13 protein-coding genes are annotated in these 16,915 nt (G+C 54.8%); 11 read left to right on the forward strand and 2 right to left on the reverse strand.

What is annotated here, in order from left to right; translation table 11 throughout:
• Nucleotides 1–48: 48 nt before the first annotated feature.
• The 3 genes from WC421_04095 (at nt 49) to WC421_04105 (ending at nt 3,239) form a co-directional block, all read left to right on the forward strand.
• Nucleotides 49–1,257, forward strand: a complete 1,209-nt coding sequence (locus tag WC421_04095) for an OprD family outer membrane porin (protein MFA5161408.1) — start codon at nt 49–51, stop codon at nt 1,255–1,257.
• Nucleotides 1,258–1,290: 33 nt separating this feature from the next.
• A complete protein-coding gene (locus WC421_04100) occupies nt 1,291–1,947 on the forward strand; it encodes a hypothetical protein (protein ID MFA5161409.1) in 657 nt (218 codons plus the stop codon).
• Nucleotides 1,948–2,045: 98 nt separating this feature from the next.
• Nucleotides 2,046–3,239 (forward strand): HEAT repeat domain-containing protein, encoded by a 1,194-nt coding sequence (locus tag WC421_04105; protein ID MFA5161410.1) that lies wholly within the window; start codon nt 2,046–2,048, stop codon nt 3,237–3,239.
• Here WC421_04105 and WC421_04110 read toward each other — a convergent pair.
• The gene (locus tag WC421_04110; GenBank protein ID MFA5161411.1) at nt 3,206–3,481 is read right to left on the reverse strand and encodes a hypothetical protein; all 276 of its coding nucleotides are present in this window, start codon (nt 3,479–3,481) and stop codon (nt 3,206–3,208) included. The two genes, WC421_04105 and WC421_04110, sit on opposite strands and share 34 nt — an antisense overlap.
• 348 nt (nt 3,482–3,829) lie before the next feature.
• Between WC421_04110 and WC421_04115 the strand changes: the two genes are divergently transcribed.
• The 7 genes from WC421_04115 (at nt 3,830) to WC421_04145 (ending at nt 15,103) form a co-directional block, all read left to right on the forward strand.
• Nucleotides 3,830–4,888 carry a hypothetical protein gene (locus WC421_04115; protein MFA5161412.1) on the forward strand — a complete coding sequence of 353 codons (1,059 nt, stop codon included), beginning with the start codon at nt 3,830–3,832 and terminating at the stop codon, nt 4,886–4,888.
• A 96-nt stretch (nt 4,889–4,984) separates the two neighbouring features.
• Nucleotides 4,985–6,139 carry a hypothetical protein gene (locus tag WC421_04120; GenBank protein MFA5161413.1) on the forward strand — a complete coding sequence of 385 codons (1,155 nt, stop codon included), beginning with the start codon at nt 4,985–4,987 and terminating at the stop codon, nt 6,137–6,139.
• A gap of 434 nt (nt 6,140–6,573) precedes the next feature.
• Entirely contained in the window at nt 6,574–10,932 is a 4,359-nt protein-coding gene (locus WC421_04125) for a hypothetical protein (GenBank protein ID MFA5161414.1), read from the forward strand.
• Nucleotides 10,933–10,942: 10 nt separating this feature from the next.
• Nucleotides 10,943–13,420, forward strand: coding sequence for a tail fiber domain-containing protein (locus WC421_04130; GenBank protein MFA5161415.1), 2,478 nt, complete (start codon nt 10,943–10,945; stop codon nt 13,418–13,420).
• A 353-nt stretch (nt 13,421–13,773) separates the two neighbouring features.
• A complete protein-coding gene (locus tag WC421_04135; protein ID MFA5161416.1) occupies nt 13,774–14,259 on the forward strand; it encodes a TraR/DksA family transcriptional regulator in 486 nt (161 codons plus the stop codon).
• Nucleotides 14,256–14,819 carry a flavodoxin family protein gene (locus WC421_04140; GenBank protein MFA5161417.1) on the forward strand — a complete coding sequence of 188 codons (564 nt, stop codon included), beginning with the start codon at nt 14,256–14,258 and terminating at the stop codon, nt 14,817–14,819. Before WC421_04135 ends, WC421_04140 begins: the two co-directional genes overlap by 4 nt.
• Nucleotides 14,816–15,103, forward strand: a complete 288-nt coding sequence (locus tag WC421_04145) for a YciI family protein (GenBank protein ID MFA5161418.1) — start codon at nt 14,816–14,818, stop codon at nt 15,101–15,103. Before WC421_04140 ends, WC421_04145 begins: the two co-directional genes overlap by 4 nt.
• Before the next feature lie 6 nt (nt 15,104–15,109).
• Here WC421_04145 and WC421_04150 read toward each other — a convergent pair whose 3' ends face one another.
• Complete coding sequence (locus WC421_04150; protein MFA5161419.1) at nt 15,110–16,039, reverse strand: RDD family protein; 930 nt, start codon at nt 16,037–16,039, stop codon at nt 15,110–15,112.
• A gap of 188 nt (nt 16,040–16,227) precedes the next feature.
• Here WC421_04150 and WC421_04155 point away from each other — a divergent pair, with 188 nt between their 5' ends.
• Nucleotides 16,228–16,905, forward strand: a complete 678-nt coding sequence (locus WC421_04155; GenBank protein MFA5161420.1) for a HEAT repeat domain-containing protein — start codon at nt 16,228–16,230, stop codon at nt 16,903–16,905.
• Nucleotides 16,906–16,915: the final 10 nt, after the last annotated feature.

Below are 16,915 nucleotides of genomic sequence, written 5' to 3' on the forward strand. Positions count from 1 at the left end.
AAGCCGCGCAGCTTTATTTGTTTTGGCAATGTTTGCTACTATCCGCGCATGTACAAAAAACACGCAGTGCGGATTGCAGCGGCAGTGTTTTGCGTTTTTGCGGCCTGCGCGCCGGCGCACGCCTGGGTATCCGCCATTTTCGGCGGCACGGCGGAAGGCCAGTTCAGGGATTATTTCATGGACCGGAACTACTATTCCAACCCGGCGGTGATAAACCAGTCCAACGCAATAGGCGGATATGCGGGCTACCGCTCCCCCGCGTGGAGGGGAATCCGGCTTGGGCTGGGGGGATACACATCCCAGAAATTTTTCCTCTCCCCGGAGGAATGGGACGGCGCCAGCCTGCTGGCCCCGGGCCAGAAAGGGTTTTCCGTGCTGGGACAGAGCTATCTGGAATACTCCGGCGGCGGCGCGGACATTGTGCTGTTCCGCCAGATGATAGACACGCCGTTCATAAACGCGCATGACGCCAAAATGGTCCCCGTCACCTACGAGGCGTATACGGCAAACAAAAGCTTCGCGCCGGGGCTGAAGGTTACGCTGTCGCAGATAACCGGCATCAAGACATGGACGGCGACCAATTTCGTAAGCATGTCGCAGGCGGCGGGGTTTGACAACACGGATTATCAGGTAACCATGGCCGGAGCGGTTTTTACGCCCGCACCCGGATATAAATTCCAGTTCTGGAACTACCAGGCATGGGATTTCATGAACACCACCTATTTCCAGGGCGATATCGGCGGTTCCGCCGGCGGCTGGAAAACGACGCTGTCCGCGCAGGCGCTGGCGCAGGTGGACACGGGCGGCGCAATCGGCGGGCGCATACGCGCGGCGGAGACGGGCATCCGATTCGGCATGTCCCGCGGCGGCTTTGACTGGGCCGCCGGCTACACCCAGGCCGCGCGCAGCCACGATATCGTAAACCCCTGGGGCGGCTATCCCGGATACACCTCCATCATGGAGGAAGACTGCGATATGTCCGGGGAGCGGTCCTGGCTTCTGCACCTGGGATACGACTTCACCGGGATCGGGCTGAACGGATTTTATTCTTATATAGACATGACCCGCGCCTATATACATAGCGGCGATATAACAAGCCCGCAGCAGCGGGAGGGCAATCTGGTGCTGAAATACAATTGCGGCGGGAAATGGGAGGGACTGTCCTTCACCGCCAAGGCGGCGGCGGTTACTCATTCGCACAGCATGGGCGGGATACAATATGACGAGTTCCGCTTCATAGCCGCCTACAACTTCTGAATTCTGCTGGCGCAATGCTGGTCTACGCAGCTTATGCATTGGGACACCGCCGCAGCCGCATATGTTACCGATGTTGACGGCAAGTTCAATGCGAGGGCCGATATTGATTTCCGGCTGGACTTCAGCAAGCCGGTGTCAACTTATACGGTTGCCGCCGCGCTTATGGACGGGGCGACAACGGCATTTTCCATAGGCCGGGACGGCCCGCCGCCGTCCGACAGCCCGAAAACATGGCGCGGGACAATACCCGCCGGGACGCTGGCCGCCGCGCCGGGGCCGAAGCCGTCTTATGCGCTGGCGATTTCCAGCGGCGCGGAACCGGGACAGACCATGTTCAGCGAACCGGTTAAATTCGCGGTGCGCCCGGCTATAGCGGACAGCGTGTATATGCTGGACGGCAGCTCGCTATGCTGGCACGCGCCGATGAGCATCGCAAGCCATACCGTGATAGCAGGGGCCCTGGATCCCAACGTTGTCAGCAGCATGACGATTATCATAACGCTGGCCTCGGACGCCACTTCAACGGCGGAGCTTTTGGAACCCTCGGTAACCGTGCCGGCTGGGACGCATTACGAGCTTTACAGCAATTTGCCGGTCTCATACGAGGTGAGGATGTACAACATGAAGCCGGGGGAATACGGCATTTCGGCGGTGAGCAGCGACACGGAAACAGTGAGCATGTTTGCATAATTAACCGGAATTTCGCTACATAGGTGGATTTGCAATAGTTGACAGGTAGTACCCTAAAAAGATAAGGTATTTGCAGTCGGGGCGCGGAGGGGATTTTTATGAAAACAAACGGACAGGTTTTGGCGGCGGCGTTTGGGACGTTTTTTGCGTTGGCGGCAGCGTTTCCGCCATTCGTATGCGCGGCGGGGAATGCGCGGAAGCAGCAGCAAACGGCGGGCAAAATGGCGGCGAAATCGGCGAAACCGGCGGGGAATGCGGCAACGGCAAAATCCGCCGTGGCGGAGGCTGATAAGCCGGAGGACCCGGAAATTGAAGCGATTATCAGTGAGCAGCTCCCGAAAATTAAAAAAGCCAGAGGCTCGGACAAGATACAGGAATTGGCGAAGCTCCAGATAAATTTACAGTTGGTTGATGGCAGGAGAGGAAAACTTCCGTTACAAAAAACGAAGAAAACACTTTCCAGAGAATTGATAGCTATGTATGAAGGAATAACCGGGGCAGACGATATTTCAACGGGCATAAAAGAAGATATACTCGACTTAATCAGCAAATATGGCGACACCGAATATGCAAAACCATTTCTTATGGGTATGTTGGAACAAACAACATATCAACAACGCGCAATGATTCTAAGATCTGCCGCAGGACGGGCCTTGTCCGGGAAGGATGTCTACGACGAAGTTGAAAGTCTTGCTAAACGCGGAATGATTGATAATGGGTGGCATTACTTTCTCTTGATGGATATAGACAAAGCAAGAGCCTTGCCGATGATAAATGAGGTTGTGGATACCACAAAGGATAAAAATCTGTTTTACTATGCTGCTTGGAGACTTCAAGATACCTGTCGCAATCCGCAGGATTTCAAACGTTTTATTCACCGTGTAAAGGAACTTGGAATGAGCGTGCCAAGACTATCTTGGGTTAATAAAGACCTTCTTGCCGCCTATATTGATTCCAGTCAAGGGGAGGAGCTTTTTTTGGCTCTTGAGTTTCTTGCAAAGGATTGGACAAACACATCGCCGGAAGCGGTGCCCATGCTGGTTCGCAAGCTCAAAAACAAAGACCCCAGAATCAGGATTCTGATAGTGAAAATTCTGAAAGGAATGGCCACTGGAGCTTCCGGAACAGTGAACGTGGCGGATATCAAGGATGTGCTAAAAGACCTGCAAAAAAATGATCCGGACGCTGGTATCAGAATGCAAGCCCAAACATCATTAGCCGCTATTGAGCGGATGGAAAGGTATTTTCCAAAAGAATATCAACGGCGGCCACTGCCCGAAAACACAAAATGAGAATAATATTTCTTGGTGCTGTTTTGTCTGCGTCGTGCATATCCGGGATAGCCCATGCCCAGGAAAAAGCCGATGCCATTTATCGTGATTTGCAATATGCCGGATTTTATGACGAGCATGCGGCAATGCTTTGGGAATATGCGGCGGGGAATCCCGATGATGAAAATAATCATCTTATTCTTGAAATGCTGGGCAATCCACAGAACGGCATATTTGCAAACACGGTTCAGAATTTCAAACATGCCGCGTCATATCGGGGCGCGTGGACAACACATCCAACAAAACCAGATTATTATAAACGAAGGGATATTGCTGAAACTATGAATGACTTGCGGAGAGCTGGCGTTAAATACGTTGGAAGCTGGTATGATGCCATTACGAAATACTTAGAGCGTGATGGTACGGGTTCGCTTCAGCTTGAACAAATAAGGAGAATGCGCTGTGAAGCCGTCGTGGAATACGCATATGCCGCAAATGGTTTCCCGATTTTACGGCTTGGGCCAAGCAGCGGGACAATAATTTCCGATCCGGATGCATTTATTGCCGCGGCTGCCGCAAGGGATATATACCCCTCCACCCAAAGGGCCGCCATGGACCCGTCCATGGTGGCGGTTCCTGTCATCACGATTTTCAATTCCGACGGGCAGATTATTCCCGATGGTGGCGTTTCCAATACGCCAAGCATCAGCGTGAATGTCGCCGATATTGATTCCGGCCCCGGGCGGATTGAGCTCTGGCGGGGCGAAGTGGATACTGGCCAGCTTATAGCCTCAAACACCGGCTTTGACGGTGCGGATTATTATATTGGCACGGACCGGACATTCACCAACGGCGACGCCGGTCTTTTTGCGTTCAATAATTTGCCCGATGGACAATACACAATCCGGGGCGTGGACCAATCGGGGAACTCTTTCACAAAAGCTTTCTATGTCTCTGTTCCATTCAGGTTAAAGACTATCGTCGGCACCCAATCCGGGAACACCGTTTATTCCGTCCATTGGGACACCGCCGCAGCCGCATATATCGCCGACATTGACAATAAATTTAATGCAAGGGCCGATATTGATATCCGGCTGGATTTCAGCAAGCCGGTGTCAACTTATACATTCACCGCCGCGCTTATGGACGGGGCGACAACAGCTTTTTCCGTCAGCAAAGTCGGGCCGCCGCCTTCCGACAGTCCGAAAACATGGCGCGGGGTGATTAAGGCGGGGGCATTATCCGCCGCGCCGGGGCCGAAGCCGTCGTATGCGTTGGTCATATCCACCGGGGCGGAACCGGGACAGACCATGTTCAGCGAACCGGTTAAATTCGCGGTGCGCCCGGCTATAGCGGACAGCGTGTATATGCTGGATGGCAGCTCGCTATGCTGGCACGCGCCGATGAGCATCGCAAGCGCAACCGTTGTAGCAGGGGCCCTGGATCCCAACGTTGTCAGCAGCATGACGATTATCATAACGCTGGCCTCGGACGCCACTTCAACGGCGGAGCTTTTGGAACCCTCTGTAACCGTGCCGGCGGGGACGCATTACGAGCTTTACAGCAATCTGCCGGTCTCATACGAAGTGAGGATGTACAATATGAAGCCGGGGGAATACGGCATTTCCGCGGTCAGCAGCGACACGGAAACGGTGTCCATGTTTGCGTAATTAACCGGCGTTGCGCTATGTAGGGGAATTTGTGATATTGACAAGGAGTACCCTAAAAAGATAAGGTATTTGCAGTCGAGGCGCAGAGGGGATTTTATGAAAACCAACGGACAGGTTTTGGCGGCGGCGTTTGGGACGTTTTTTGCGTTGGCGGCAGCGTTTCCGCCGTTCGTATGCGCGGCGGATAAACGGGCGGCGAACCCGGCGGGAAAGACAGCAATGGCAAAACCCGCCGTGGCGGCGGTTGATGCGCCGGAGGACCCGGAAATTGAAGCGATTATCAGTGGGCAGCTCCCGAAAATAAAGAGAGCCAGAGGCTCGGATAAAATAGAATTGCTGGGTAGATTCCATATAGCCTTGCAATTGGTTGAAGGCAGGAGGGGAAAACTTCCGCTGGAGAAAACGAAAAAGATGCTTTCCCGGGATTTGATAACTCAGTATAACGAAATAAGCGGGACGGGCGATATTGCAAAAGGCATAAAAGCGAACCTTCTCATTTTGATTAGCAGATACGGCGATAGCGGATATGCCAAGCCTTTCCTCATAAATGTTCTTGAGAAAGGGGGCAAAGACGAGCAAGATAGCATTTTGCCCTTTGTTGGTTGCGCGTTATCCGGCGATGATGCCTATGATGAAATAGAAAGTCTGGCAAAGAGGGGAATAATTGAGGAATGCCTGAAGTATTCCCTTTTAGCAAGAATAAACAAGGCAAGAGCCTTGCCGATGATAAGAGAGGTTGTGGATACCACTAACGACCGAACATTGTTTATGCATGCTGCTTCTGAACTCCATGATCCACAAGATTTCAAGCGCATTATACCTCGCATCAGAGAAATTGGATTGAACAAGCTATTCTGGATAGACGCGAACATGCTTTGCGATTACATAGATTCCGTCAACGGAAAGGATGCACAGGCCGCATTGGATTTGATAGCACGAACCGGATTACCCAGGGTTCCTGCGCTTGAAAGACCTGTTGCTATTTTCCAGCGTAAGCTTGCCGACGGCAATCTGGAAACCAGAATATCCGCTGTGAAAGCATTGAAAATGACGGCAGAACATGAAAAAGGCGTGGACCACATACTAGAGATTCTAAAATCTGCGCAGAATAAGGAGACAAATCCGGCAGTTAAAGCCGAAATCCGGGAAACCATTACGTTAATTAACCGGCAAGAGGAACGTTGGAAGAAGCACGTGCAACGTCTTGAAGAAGCAAAAAGGAAGTTGCTAAAAACCACGGACACGAGATGAACCGAATAGTTTCCTTTTTTGTCTTGACATTCCTTTCTGCATTGGGAATTGCGGGGGCAGGCGATGGCAATTTATATCACCAGGAGAAAGCGGATGTTGTATACCGGAACTTACCATGGAAATTACCTAACGTTCATGCCGGAGCTTTCTGGGAATACACAGCGGGAAATCCCGATGCCAAAACCCAAAGCCTTGTGCTGGAAATGCTTGGCAATCCGGAAGATGGTATTGTCCCGAACGCGTTGCAAACTTTCATAGATAAAACAACTTTCCATGGCGCATATAAACATCCAAGCAGTTCTTTGACTAGACGGGAAAGGGGATATGTCATCCAAACCATTAAAGAGTTACGAGAACATAAGGTGCATTACGTCGGCAAATTTTATGATGCCGCCTACGTGTATTTGATTCGTAATGGAACGGGCACCCTTCAAATGGACCAGATAAGGGGAATGCGTTGTGATGCAATGGTAGAGTATGCTTATACTGCCAACAATTTACCTATAGTGCACTTTGATGATAATACCATCATTACGAATCCAGAATTATTTATTGATTATGCTAGTCGCATCCCGTCTTATCTGCTTCCCAGCCATCAGCAGGCCAGACTCATTCCCGCACTGGAGGATTATCCCGTTATAACGGTTAAGGATTCCGACGGGCGCATTATTCTTGACGGCGACACCGTCACCACGCAAGGCATAAGCGTGAATGTGGAGGACGACACTTCTGGTCCCGGTCGGCTTGAGCTTTGGCGGGACGGGGTGAATACCGGCCAACTTGTTGCTTCAAATAACGGCTTTGACAAGGGGGATTACTACGAAGGCACAGACAGGACCTTCACCAACGTAGATAACGGGCTTCGCGTGTTCGGCGATATGGCGGATGGGCAATACGCAATCCGCGCAATAGACCAGGCGGCGAATTATTCAACTACGACATTCAGCGTCGCGATACCGCTGTATATAAGCACAATGACGGCTTCCCAATCCGGGAACACCGTTTATTCCGTTCATTGGGACACCGCCGCAGCCGCATATGTTACCGATGTTGACGGCAAGTTCAACGCAAGGGCCGATATTGATTTCCGGCTGGACTTCAGCAAGCCGGTGTCAACGTATACATTCACCGCCGCTTTGATGGACGGGGCGACAACGGCTTTTGCCGTCAGTAAAGTCGGGCCGCCGCCGTCCGACAGCCCGAAAACATGGCGCGGGACAATACCCGCCGGGACGCTGGCCGCCGCGCCGGGGCCGAAGCCGTCTTATGCGTTGGTCATATCCACCGGGGCGGAACCGGGACAGACCATGTTCAGCGAACCGGTTAAATTCGCGGTGCGTCCGGCTATAGCGGACAGCGTGTATATGCTGGACGGCAGCTCGCTATGCTGGCACGCGCCGATGAGCATCGCCAGCGCAACCGTTGTAGCGGGGGCCGTCGATCCCACCGGTGTCAGCAGCATGACGATTATCATAACGCTGGCCTCGGACGCCACTTCAACGGCGGAGCTTTTGGAACCCTCGGTAACCGTGCCGGCTGGGACGCATTACGAGCTTTACAGCAATTTGCCGGTCTCGTACGAGGTGAGGATGTACAACATGAAGCCGGGGGAATACGGCATTTCCGCGGTCAGCAGCGACACGGAAACAGTGAGCATGTCGTTCGCGCTGGACAGCATGACCATATCGCTGGACACTGCCACATTGTCGTCGCAAATAAATTTGGGGCCGGGCGATATCGTCAAGTTCACCGACTGGTATGACCCGCAAGAGGATCTCCCCGCGCTGAACCCGACGGCATCGGTGCATTTTGAGACGCAGATAAACTCCGCGCTGCCGCTTAACCGCGCGGTATTGCGCGACGACGCGGGAAACACGCTGGATACACAGGAGTTGTATGGCGTTCTGTCCGCCACGGTTCCGTGGGATGTCGGAGGATTGAGCTATTCAACAGTGGCCGCGGGCGGATACAACACGCACAAATATATTGTTGAAGCGGTTGATGTTCACGGCGCGTCGCGGCAAATGCGATATGCATTTACCGCGTCTGACCATACCCATTGGACATATCTCACTCAAGCAGGCAGCATTGCAAGCGGAGAGATTGACCTTCCTTCCGCCTATTTGGATTACCACGGGAATTGGGTGGCGTTTATATCAAAGGGCACGCGAGTAGCCGCTGGCGCGATAACCAGTTCTACAAAAATTCTTGACTGGATACCCGGCGGGCCGGCTCCTGTCATTTCGGCGTCATTGGGTTCCAGCATTACAACTGTGAACGGAACAAATGTCGGCAGCATCAGTTACGAGATAGTAGATGGAAGGATTTTTCTGACATGGGACCCCACGCCCTGTTTTTACCCCGCGAATGTGTATATAAGAGGTCCTCACACATTTTGCAGCATTTCTTTGGACAGCACTGCAAACACCGACCTGATTTGCGATGGGTATGGTTGCCAGTGCGGAAATGGAACAGAAATTATTCCCTATGGAGCGGAATTATGTCAAACCCCGGCCGAATCTACACCCACAAATCCAATTGCGCCCGCCAGGCAATATCTTGAGATAACAGAGTCTACCGGCGCCATTCCTGTAACAGTTACCGGCAATTTGCTGCTTGGCTATCAGTGTGTTGGATTTCCGGATAGACCCGCGTCGGATTGTAATGCGGCATATGAGGTGCATGTGAACATGTCCGGCTTCTATTATTCGCGCCTCCTGGGCCTTGAGGTGAAAGAAGGGGCTGGCGATTTGCCGTCGCGCTCCGTTGGGGCGGGGGTGTATGTGGCGGATTTCAGCGCGTCAACACAGCCGGCGGTGAGTTGCCGGCAGTCAAGCCCCGGCGGGGAACCTGCGGAATTTAATTATGCCTACAGCGCGGGGTACGGCTGCTCGTTTGATTTCGGGGAGGGGCAGCCAAGCGGGGTGCGGCTGGCGTTTCTTAACACGGGCGGGGACCCGGTATCATCCATACATGTTTTCCGGCAGACCGGGGGCGGACTGGTTGACATTACCGGAACCCCGGACGGTTACGGCAATATAAACACGGCCTTGTTCACGCCCGGAGGCAATGAGACCTTTATCATCGCAAGGCAGCAGGGCAGCACGGCGCGGACGGATGAATCCAGCCCGCCGGGCGCGGCGACGCTGCAAAGCGGCGCGGCGGGGATGGTGATAGTAAGACCGTATTCGGTATGGGAAATCCAGGAGGTGTTTTTGCGCGGACAGGGACTGATTGCTCCGACCGGGCAGGACGTGTATGTCTTCGTCCAGGACCATGCCGAGGAGGGCGGAACGCTGAAGATTTATTACACCGCAGAGCAGCTTGCCGCGGCGGGCGTTCAGGCGAATACGCTGGCAATATGGCAACTGGACGCGCAGGGGCTGCCGCAAACCCGGCTGGACAGCCAGGTGTTGCCCAGCGCGGTGCAGGGTGTGCTGCCGGACATCGGCGGGGTGTATGCTTTGCTTGGCTCAACTGCGGCGGTGGCGCTGCCGGTGGCATCAAGCTCGCTGGAGTTTGGCTCCACTTACTATGTGGCGGCGGATTCCACGGTTTATATAAACAATGCGGTGTCGGTAGTGGTATACCCCGATAGTTCGGGAACCGGTTATGTGGTGCTGGATTCCACAAACAGCAAGGTGTTGACGCAGGGCCTTACACCGGAGACTACGCTGTTTTTCAGCATGGGCGCGGTGTCCGCGGCGGATTTGGAGGAAGGGTATCACACGATATCGTATGGCAGCGTCAACACTTATCAGCAGTATGAGCCGCTGAAAACGCTGATGGCGTATGCGGACACGCTGGCGCCGTACACCGTCGCCAGCGCCAGCGACACCGCGATAGAGCCGGGACCGGGGATTCATACCTTTGAGCGCGGAGTGCGGATAACTTTATGGCCGGCGGACTCGCCGTCGGGCGGGTTTTTTTCGGGGATAAAGCGGACGGCGTATCTGGTGGATGTTGCCACCTCCGCCTGCCCCGGGTGGCTTGACGGCGCGGTGTCAACCGCCGCGCCGGCGGGGAGCTGCGCGAACCCGATATATCCGGGCGAATTCGCGCTGTCCGCCGGAACGCATACGGTTTATTACGCGGCCATTGACAATGTGGGCAATACGGAAGCGGTCAATACACTGCACATAGACATAAAGAAAACGCTGTTCTGCGGGCTTTACGACAGCGGAAGTAATGTCTACGGCCAGCCGCTGTATGCGTATCTGTATGCCGAGAATGCGTCAAAATCCTATTACGCGGTGGACCCGTCAACAGCGCTGATTGCCGCAGGGCTGACGGCGGACACTACGGCCCAGTTTGTCGCTTTTGACAGCGCCGCTATCGCGGCAGGCCTTACGGAAGGGCAGCATACGGTGGCCTACGGCAGCGCGGGGTATTACGGGGATTATGAAATTCTGCAATCCACACCGGTATTTGCGGATGCCACATCCCCCGCGGCGGCCGTTCTGGCGGGCGGGGTAACGGTATCCTCGGCTGCGCCGGTTGCGGTAACTACGGGAACGGTCATAACGATTTCGGCGCAGGACCCGCAGTCGCACGGCGGCGCATCGGGCGTGAGGGCGACGTTGTATCTCGTGGACGATACGGCAAGCGGCTGCTATGGCAACGGCACGCTGTATCAGAACCCCTCCGCCCCGGCGGGGACATGCGGCAACCCGTGGTACGGCGGGGGATTCACACTGCCGGCGGGAACGCATGTCGTGGAAGTGGATGTGTCCGACAATGTGTATAACTGGAACTGGGGCAAAATGCGCTGGACTTTCACGGTAACGCAATGAGGAGATATTTATGAAAAAGACGATGACATTTGCCTGCGCGCTACTTTTTTCGGGAACGGCGGCTTTTGCCGATTCCGTTCTTTACACAACGGATTCGGCAACCTATGCCATACCGTATTATATCAGCGCAACGACAGTAACCGCGTCCAATATGTATTTCAGCAGCGCCAAAATAGGCATAGGCATCTCCTCGCCGTCGGAGCGGTTGGAGGTTTCCGGCAATATCAAGGCGGCTTATGGCGTTATAGCGTCTACAGCGGTTTTCAGCGGAGCGGTTAGTGTCGGCTCCATCAACGCGGCAGGCGGGGAGGCGGGCGGCGACCTTGCCGGCACATACCCCAATCCGGCTGTCGCTCCGGCGGTTTATTCCAGCGCCCACACCTGGGGCGCGGCGCAGACTTTTATAAACCCGATAGCCGGAAATGTAACCGGCAACGCGGAGACGGTAACGAATGGAATCTACACAACAACAACGGCGGGAGGGGATTTGTCCGGGACGTATCCTAATCCGGCGTTGGCGGCGACGCAGACCGGCGCGCATACGTGGAGCGGGCAGCAAACTTTTGCAGGGCCGGGGCTGTCTGTAACTTACGGTATTTCCGCCAGCACTGCCGAGTTTAGAGGAGGAATTACTTCCATAGATCCCGATTACGCCGGAGGTTTTCCGGGCGGAATGGGTAGGGGATTAAATTACCAGATTTTTGGAGTTGGACATGGCTATTATTCATACCCGCACCCGATACCCGGCTACGGCGTGGTAGGATGGGCGGATGCGGATACGGGGATATCGGCTGTCGGAGTTTACGGAAAAGCCTCCTCAACTGATGCGACAGGAGTGGTGGGATATGCAAGCGGATCTGGTGTCGTTACGGGCGTGTATGGCTCGGCTTCCGGCGGCACATCAAACCGCGCCGGGTATTTTGACGGAGATGTGGTTTCCACCGGCGTTGTTACAGCGGCTTCGTTTTCCGGTTCCGGCTCGTCCCTGACCGGCGTAATGCTGTCCGGCGCGTCCGCAGGGGGGGATTTAACCGGGACGTATCCGAACCCCGCGCTGTCCGCCACGCAAGGCGGGGCGCACACATGGAGCGCGACGCAGACGTTTTCCACTTCTGCTGACATGCAGGGCAATGTCAGCATAGCCACGACCACACTGAACAGCAACTATAGCCTGCTTGTGGGCGGGAATACCAACCGCAATACCCCGATGCTTTTGATTCAACCCTATGGCACTGGGGATGGGGGAGGAAGTATTGACGCCGGTCTTTTAATTGATTTCCCGCACTCGAATGGCTCAAACAGTCTGCTGAATGTGAAAAAGACGAACTCTTCTTTATTCATCGTCCGAGACAATGGCAATGTCGGTATTGGCACGGCAAACCCGTCATTTCAGCTTGAAACCTGGAAATTCTCAGGCTCATACTGGGCCGGGTTTGCGTTTGACTCCCTGACGCAAACCATAGGCACAAAATACGGAGATAGCGGGAATCTCAACTTAACCGCCGGTTCACCGGCAGACAATCATGGCGGCGGCGTATTCCTCGGAGGATCGTCAAGGGGCGATAACGCCAGAAATGCGGTTATATTCACAATCAACAATACGGGGTATATGAGAATTGACGGAGATTACAGCGGCCACACGCTGGGCAATGTGGGCATAGGAACAATCAACCCCTCGCAGAAACTCTATGTGTATAACGGGAATATTGCCACCAACTACGGCATAATTGCCGCAACGGCCACATTTTCCGCGATATCCTCAACAACCGTAAACGGCACTGTAACCATCGCCAGCCAATCCGAAAATGACAAGAAAAGCCTTCAACTGCTTATGTACGGGAAGGGGCAAAATTGGGTGCACTTTGAGAATAATTATTACGGCGGCTCATGGGTCGCCACGGACACGGCAAAAGGCTTGAGTTTCCAAATGGGCGACACCAGCACCTGGCACATTTGGAATTCCAGAAACGGCGGCGACTGGGGAGGGATTTTGCATATTTCGTCCAGCGCCACCACCTCAGCGGATACCAAGGATGTGGCAAAGTTTTATAGCACAGGGGCGTTTGCCTTGCCTAAACTGCCCAGTTGTTCTCTTGGAATCCAGACGGATGCCAGCGGGATTTTTTCATGCATAACTTCATCCGAGAAAATGAAAGTCAAGGAAGGCGAAATCTACGGCGATATCTGGGCGGTCATAAACGGGCTGGCGCCGAAAACATACCGCTGGAAAGCGCCGCCTCCGCCGCCGGACGAGAAAACGCCGAAGGGCTTTGAACCGGACACCAATATCCATGCCGGGTTTTTCGCCGAGGAGGTGAAGGCGGTTTACCCCGAAGCGGTATCCTCCGCCGGAACAGATTACGACGGCAAGCCGATTGTGGGAGTGGACCCCAATGCCATGAACGCGCTTTGGGCCAAGGCGTTCCAGGATTTGAAAGCGAAGTATGACGCGCTTGAAAAGCGTGTCCAGATGCTGGAAAAAAAGTGATATTTTTTTCGAAAAATTGGCCTGTTGAACTCTTTCGGACAATCAAACATCGCCAGCAAATCCTCCGCGCAGCGCTTCACGCATTCCACGGCACGCGGGCTTATGCACCGCCGTGCGCCGCTCCACTTGCGCGATGCTTTGAGTGACTCAACGTGGCCGCCGTTCCCGTATTACCGGCCTGCGGGAGAATCGGCCTTGTGTTTGAGTGTCTTGCCCGCAATACAACAGAGGTTTGTGGAGCGCCTATGAAAAAATGGGCCAGGTCGTGACGGAAAACTGTTGAAATTGATTTTTTTTTTTTGTATTTTTACCAAATGTGCCGCTGGACGCAACCGGCGGAGAAAGGGGTACTTATGTCAAGCAAACCCGTAAGAAAGACCAAAGCCAGACAGCCGGAAAAGCCGGCCGCCCGCATCGCGAGACCGGAAAGCCGGACGGTTTCCGCCGTAAAACCGCGCGAGGACGACGCGCGCCTGTCCGCGCAGGAGGTAAAGGCCATAAAAGCCTATCTCCAGACCACGCGCGACGAAGTGCTGCGCCGCCTGCAGGAAAAGAAAAGCCTGGACATGCCGGAAGCAGAAGTGGGCGACCCGATAGACCAGGCATCTCAAAGCCTTGACAAGGAAGTCCTCTTCGAGGTGACAGACAAGGACCAGCTCACGCTGGAACAGATAGAAAGCGCCCTGCGCCGCATAGAGAAAAACGTCTACGGCATGTGCGAAAGCTGCCGCTGCATCATCCCGCGGAAACGTCTCAAGGCGCTGCCTTTCGCGCGTTACTGCATACACTGCCAGAGTTCAAACGAGTCCTCCTCAATAGGCATGCCGACGCCGGAATGAAAGCCGTCCTTGTCAACGGCTCGCACAGAACGGCGGGAAATACCGCCGTTCTGCTTGCGGTCATGGGCAAAGAGCTTTCCGCGCGCGGCGCGCGCACGGAAACCGTTTCACTGGCGCGTCTGGATATCGGGCATTGCCGGGCATGCGACAGGTGCAGGGGCAAATCCGCCTGCATCGTAAAAGACGACTTCAACGCACTACTCCGCAAAATCCTCGCCGCAGACACTCTGATTCTGGGCAGCCCGGTGTATGCCGGGATGCCGTCGTCAAGAATGACGGCTTTTTTGCAGCGGCTTGCATACCTGGCGATAAACAACGGGCATCTCCTGAAAAACAAAGTCGGCGGGGCTGTCGTCGTGGCGGGCGAAGCCGGACATTTGACCGCGCTGAACTCCCTGATTGACTTTTTCCTGGTCAACGAAATGATTGTCCCCGGCTCGCGCTACTGGCCTGTAGGCACGGCCACGGACAAAGGAAACGTGGCAAAAGATGTTTCCGCGCTGGAAAATATACGGCATCTGGCCGGGAATATAGCCGCCCTCGGAGACGACAAACAATGAAAGCCGGAGACAGGTATTTTGTGCGCATAGACAGGAAAACCGGCGGGCACAAGGTTGACGCCAAAACCCTGTCCGCGCATATGGAACACATCAGGAAATTCGCGGCGCAAGCGGAGCTTTACGGGGGCGGTTTTGCCGGCATTCCCGGCGGGATGCTGATTTTCAGGGCGGACAGCTTCGCTGCGGCGGTTTCCTTCTGCAAAAACGACCCGGTTATATCCGGCGGATTCTACAGATATGAACTTCTGGAGTGGGAGTTGCTGGTAGCGCCCGCAGAGCGCTGACAACCGTCAGGGGCCTTCGCGCACCAGGCGGGTTTTTCTTCTGTCCTTGGCTTTTACGCTGAAACGGTACCCGTCGGGACGGATGGCCACCACAAAATCCCCCTGGTCCGAGAGGAAAACATCCAGCAGCCTTTGCTGGAAAGTCTGCGTATTGCCGCTAAGCGCTGCGATACGAGACATGTCGTCTGTGTATTGCCCGTACCGGTGCCGGTGCACCTCCTCCAGATAGGCCAGAGTGCCAAGCTCCCGCCGGGCCGCGTTGACGCGCCTTATATCATCAGGAGTGGGCTTGAGGAAAGAGCCGTACAGAAAAGACGCCGCCAGCAGCCCGAACACACCCCATGCCGCGGAAAATATGAAACCGTTCGCAAATTCAGTTTTTTCGCGGACGCGGACGACGCGGCTTGCGGCCAGGCAATCATGCAGCGCCTTCTTTTCCGGCGAGACGAATATGGACAGATAGCCCAGGAAAAGCACCGCGTTGCTGGCGAAATATCCGATGGTCCTGACAAAAGACCGCCACAGCGGCAACGGGGAAACCCCGTCCGCCGCGCGCACGCGGATGCCCAGTATCAGCTTGCCCAGGGTGGCCCGTCCGCCGGCGGAAAGAACGGTTACATATGCAACATACACCACCATCCATACGAGTTTGCAAATCAGCTCTGTCAATGCAAAGGGCGTCATTTGCGATACCCATCCGCATTTGCACACAGACGCCACCCATAGCGGCGAGAAAAGCATGCCGTTTCTGCCCATCATGAAAACCGTGCCGTAAGTGAAAAACAGAAACGGCACGGCGTCTATGGCATAAGCCAGAAATCTTTCCGAAAACGCGGCATACCGCAGGGATTGCGTTTTTGGCTGTTCCGGCGCCGACATACGGGGGATATTGTCTTCCTGACGGACAATATCCTGCTGGCTGGTATTGTCTTCCATCGCTTTAAATTATAGCAAACTTTCGTTGAACACGCGGCGGAAAAATGCTAGTTTTTGTTCATGGCAGAATGTCCGCGCCGCTGTCCTGCTCTCCGGCGGAGAGTTTGTGTTTTCCGGCGCGTTCGGAACGTTTCCCGCCGCCACGGAGCGCGGCCTGCCGTTGAAATCTCGCATATGGGAGACAGCATATGAAGTGGCTTATTCTGACCGTCGTTTTTATCGCCGGCTCGCTTTTTCTGGCAGTCAAGCACCGTCTGGTGTCCAAGAAATCGCTGCCGCCGGCCGTAGCCAGCGTCATAGACACCGCCACCGCAGCCACCGACGCCATCAAGCAGGAAGTCCTGCCGGAGCGAGACCCCAACCGGGCCACCAACCTCACCGTCAGCGCCGAGGCGCGCCAGCGGCTCTACCGTCTTGTGGACGACCCGAGCGACAAAGTCCGCTGGAGTTCGGTGGAACTGCTGTACCGCATAGGCGACACAAATATAGAGCCCGTCGTCAAGCACCGCCTCTCAAAAGAAACGGAAGTATGGGTAAAGCGCAACATAGTGGCGATGCTGGCCACCAACAAGGACAGGGAAAACATGAGGCTGCTGGCTGTGGCGCTCAGTGATTACGAGGACGATGTCCGCCTGGAGGCCGTCAACTCTCTGGCCAGTTACAACTGCATGGAGGTAGTGCCGGCTCTTGAAAAAGCGATAGGCGACACCAATAACGACGTCAAACTGCGCGCTATAGAGGCCATAAGAGACATCAACGCCCGGCTGGAGCAGCACAAACGCGCGCTGGAAGAGGAAATGGCCGCAAAAGCGGCCGCTGCCGCCGCATCTAAAGCCGCCGCCGCCACGCGGCCCCCGGCGCCGTAGGATTTACCGG

Source organism: Elusimicrobiales bacterium (assembly GCA_041651175.1).
Taxonomy (GTDB): Bacteria; Elusimicrobiota; Elusimicrobia; order Elusimicrobiales; family Elusimicrobiaceae; genus JAQTYB01.

Bases quoted from the DNA above. Each gene is read 5' to 3' on its own strand.
- WC421_04095 (MFA5161408.1), top strand. From the start codon at position 49: ATGTACAAAAAACACGCAGTGCGGATTGCAGCGGCAGTGTTTTGCGTT.
- WC421_04100 (MFA5161409.1), top strand. From the start codon at position 1,291: ATGCATTGGGACACCGCCGCAGCCGCATATGTTACCGATGTTGACGGC.
- WC421_04105 (MFA5161410.1), top strand. From the start codon at position 2,046: ATGAAAACAAACGGACAGGTTTTGGCGGCGGCGTTTGGGACGTTTTTT.
- WC421_04110 (MFA5161411.1), bottom strand. From the start codon at position 3,481: ATGTTTGAAATTCTGAACCGTGTTTGCAAATATGCCGTTCTGTGGATT.
- WC421_04115 (MFA5161412.1), top strand. From the start codon at position 3,830: ATGGACCCGTCCATGGTGGCGGTTCCTGTCATCACGATTTTCAATTCC.
- WC421_04120 (MFA5161413.1), top strand. From the start codon at position 4,985: ATGAAAACCAACGGACAGGTTTTGGCGGCGGCGTTTGGGACGTTTTTT.
- WC421_04125 (MFA5161414.1), top strand. From the start codon at position 6,574: ATGGACCAGATAAGGGGAATGCGTTGTGATGCAATGGTAGAGTATGCT.
- WC421_04130 (MFA5161415.1), top strand. From the start codon at position 10,943: ATGAAAAAGACGATGACATTTGCCTGCGCGCTACTTTTTTCGGGAACG.
- WC421_04135 (MFA5161416.1), top strand. From the start codon at position 13,774: ATGTCAAGCAAACCCGTAAGAAAGACCAAAGCCAGACAGCCGGAAAAG.
- WC421_04140 (MFA5161417.1), top strand. From the start codon at position 14,256: ATGAAAGCCGTCCTTGTCAACGGCTCGCACAGAACGGCGGGAAATACC.
- WC421_04145 (MFA5161418.1), top strand. From the start codon at position 14,816: ATGAAAGCCGGAGACAGGTATTTTGTGCGCATAGACAGGAAAACCGGC.
- WC421_04150 (MFA5161419.1), bottom strand. From the start codon at position 16,039: ATGGAAGACAATACCAGCCAGCAGGATATTGTCCGTCAGGAAGACAAT.
- WC421_04155 (MFA5161420.1), top strand. From the start codon at position 16,228: ATGAAGTGGCTTATTCTGACCGTCGTTTTTATCGCCGGCTCGCTTTTT.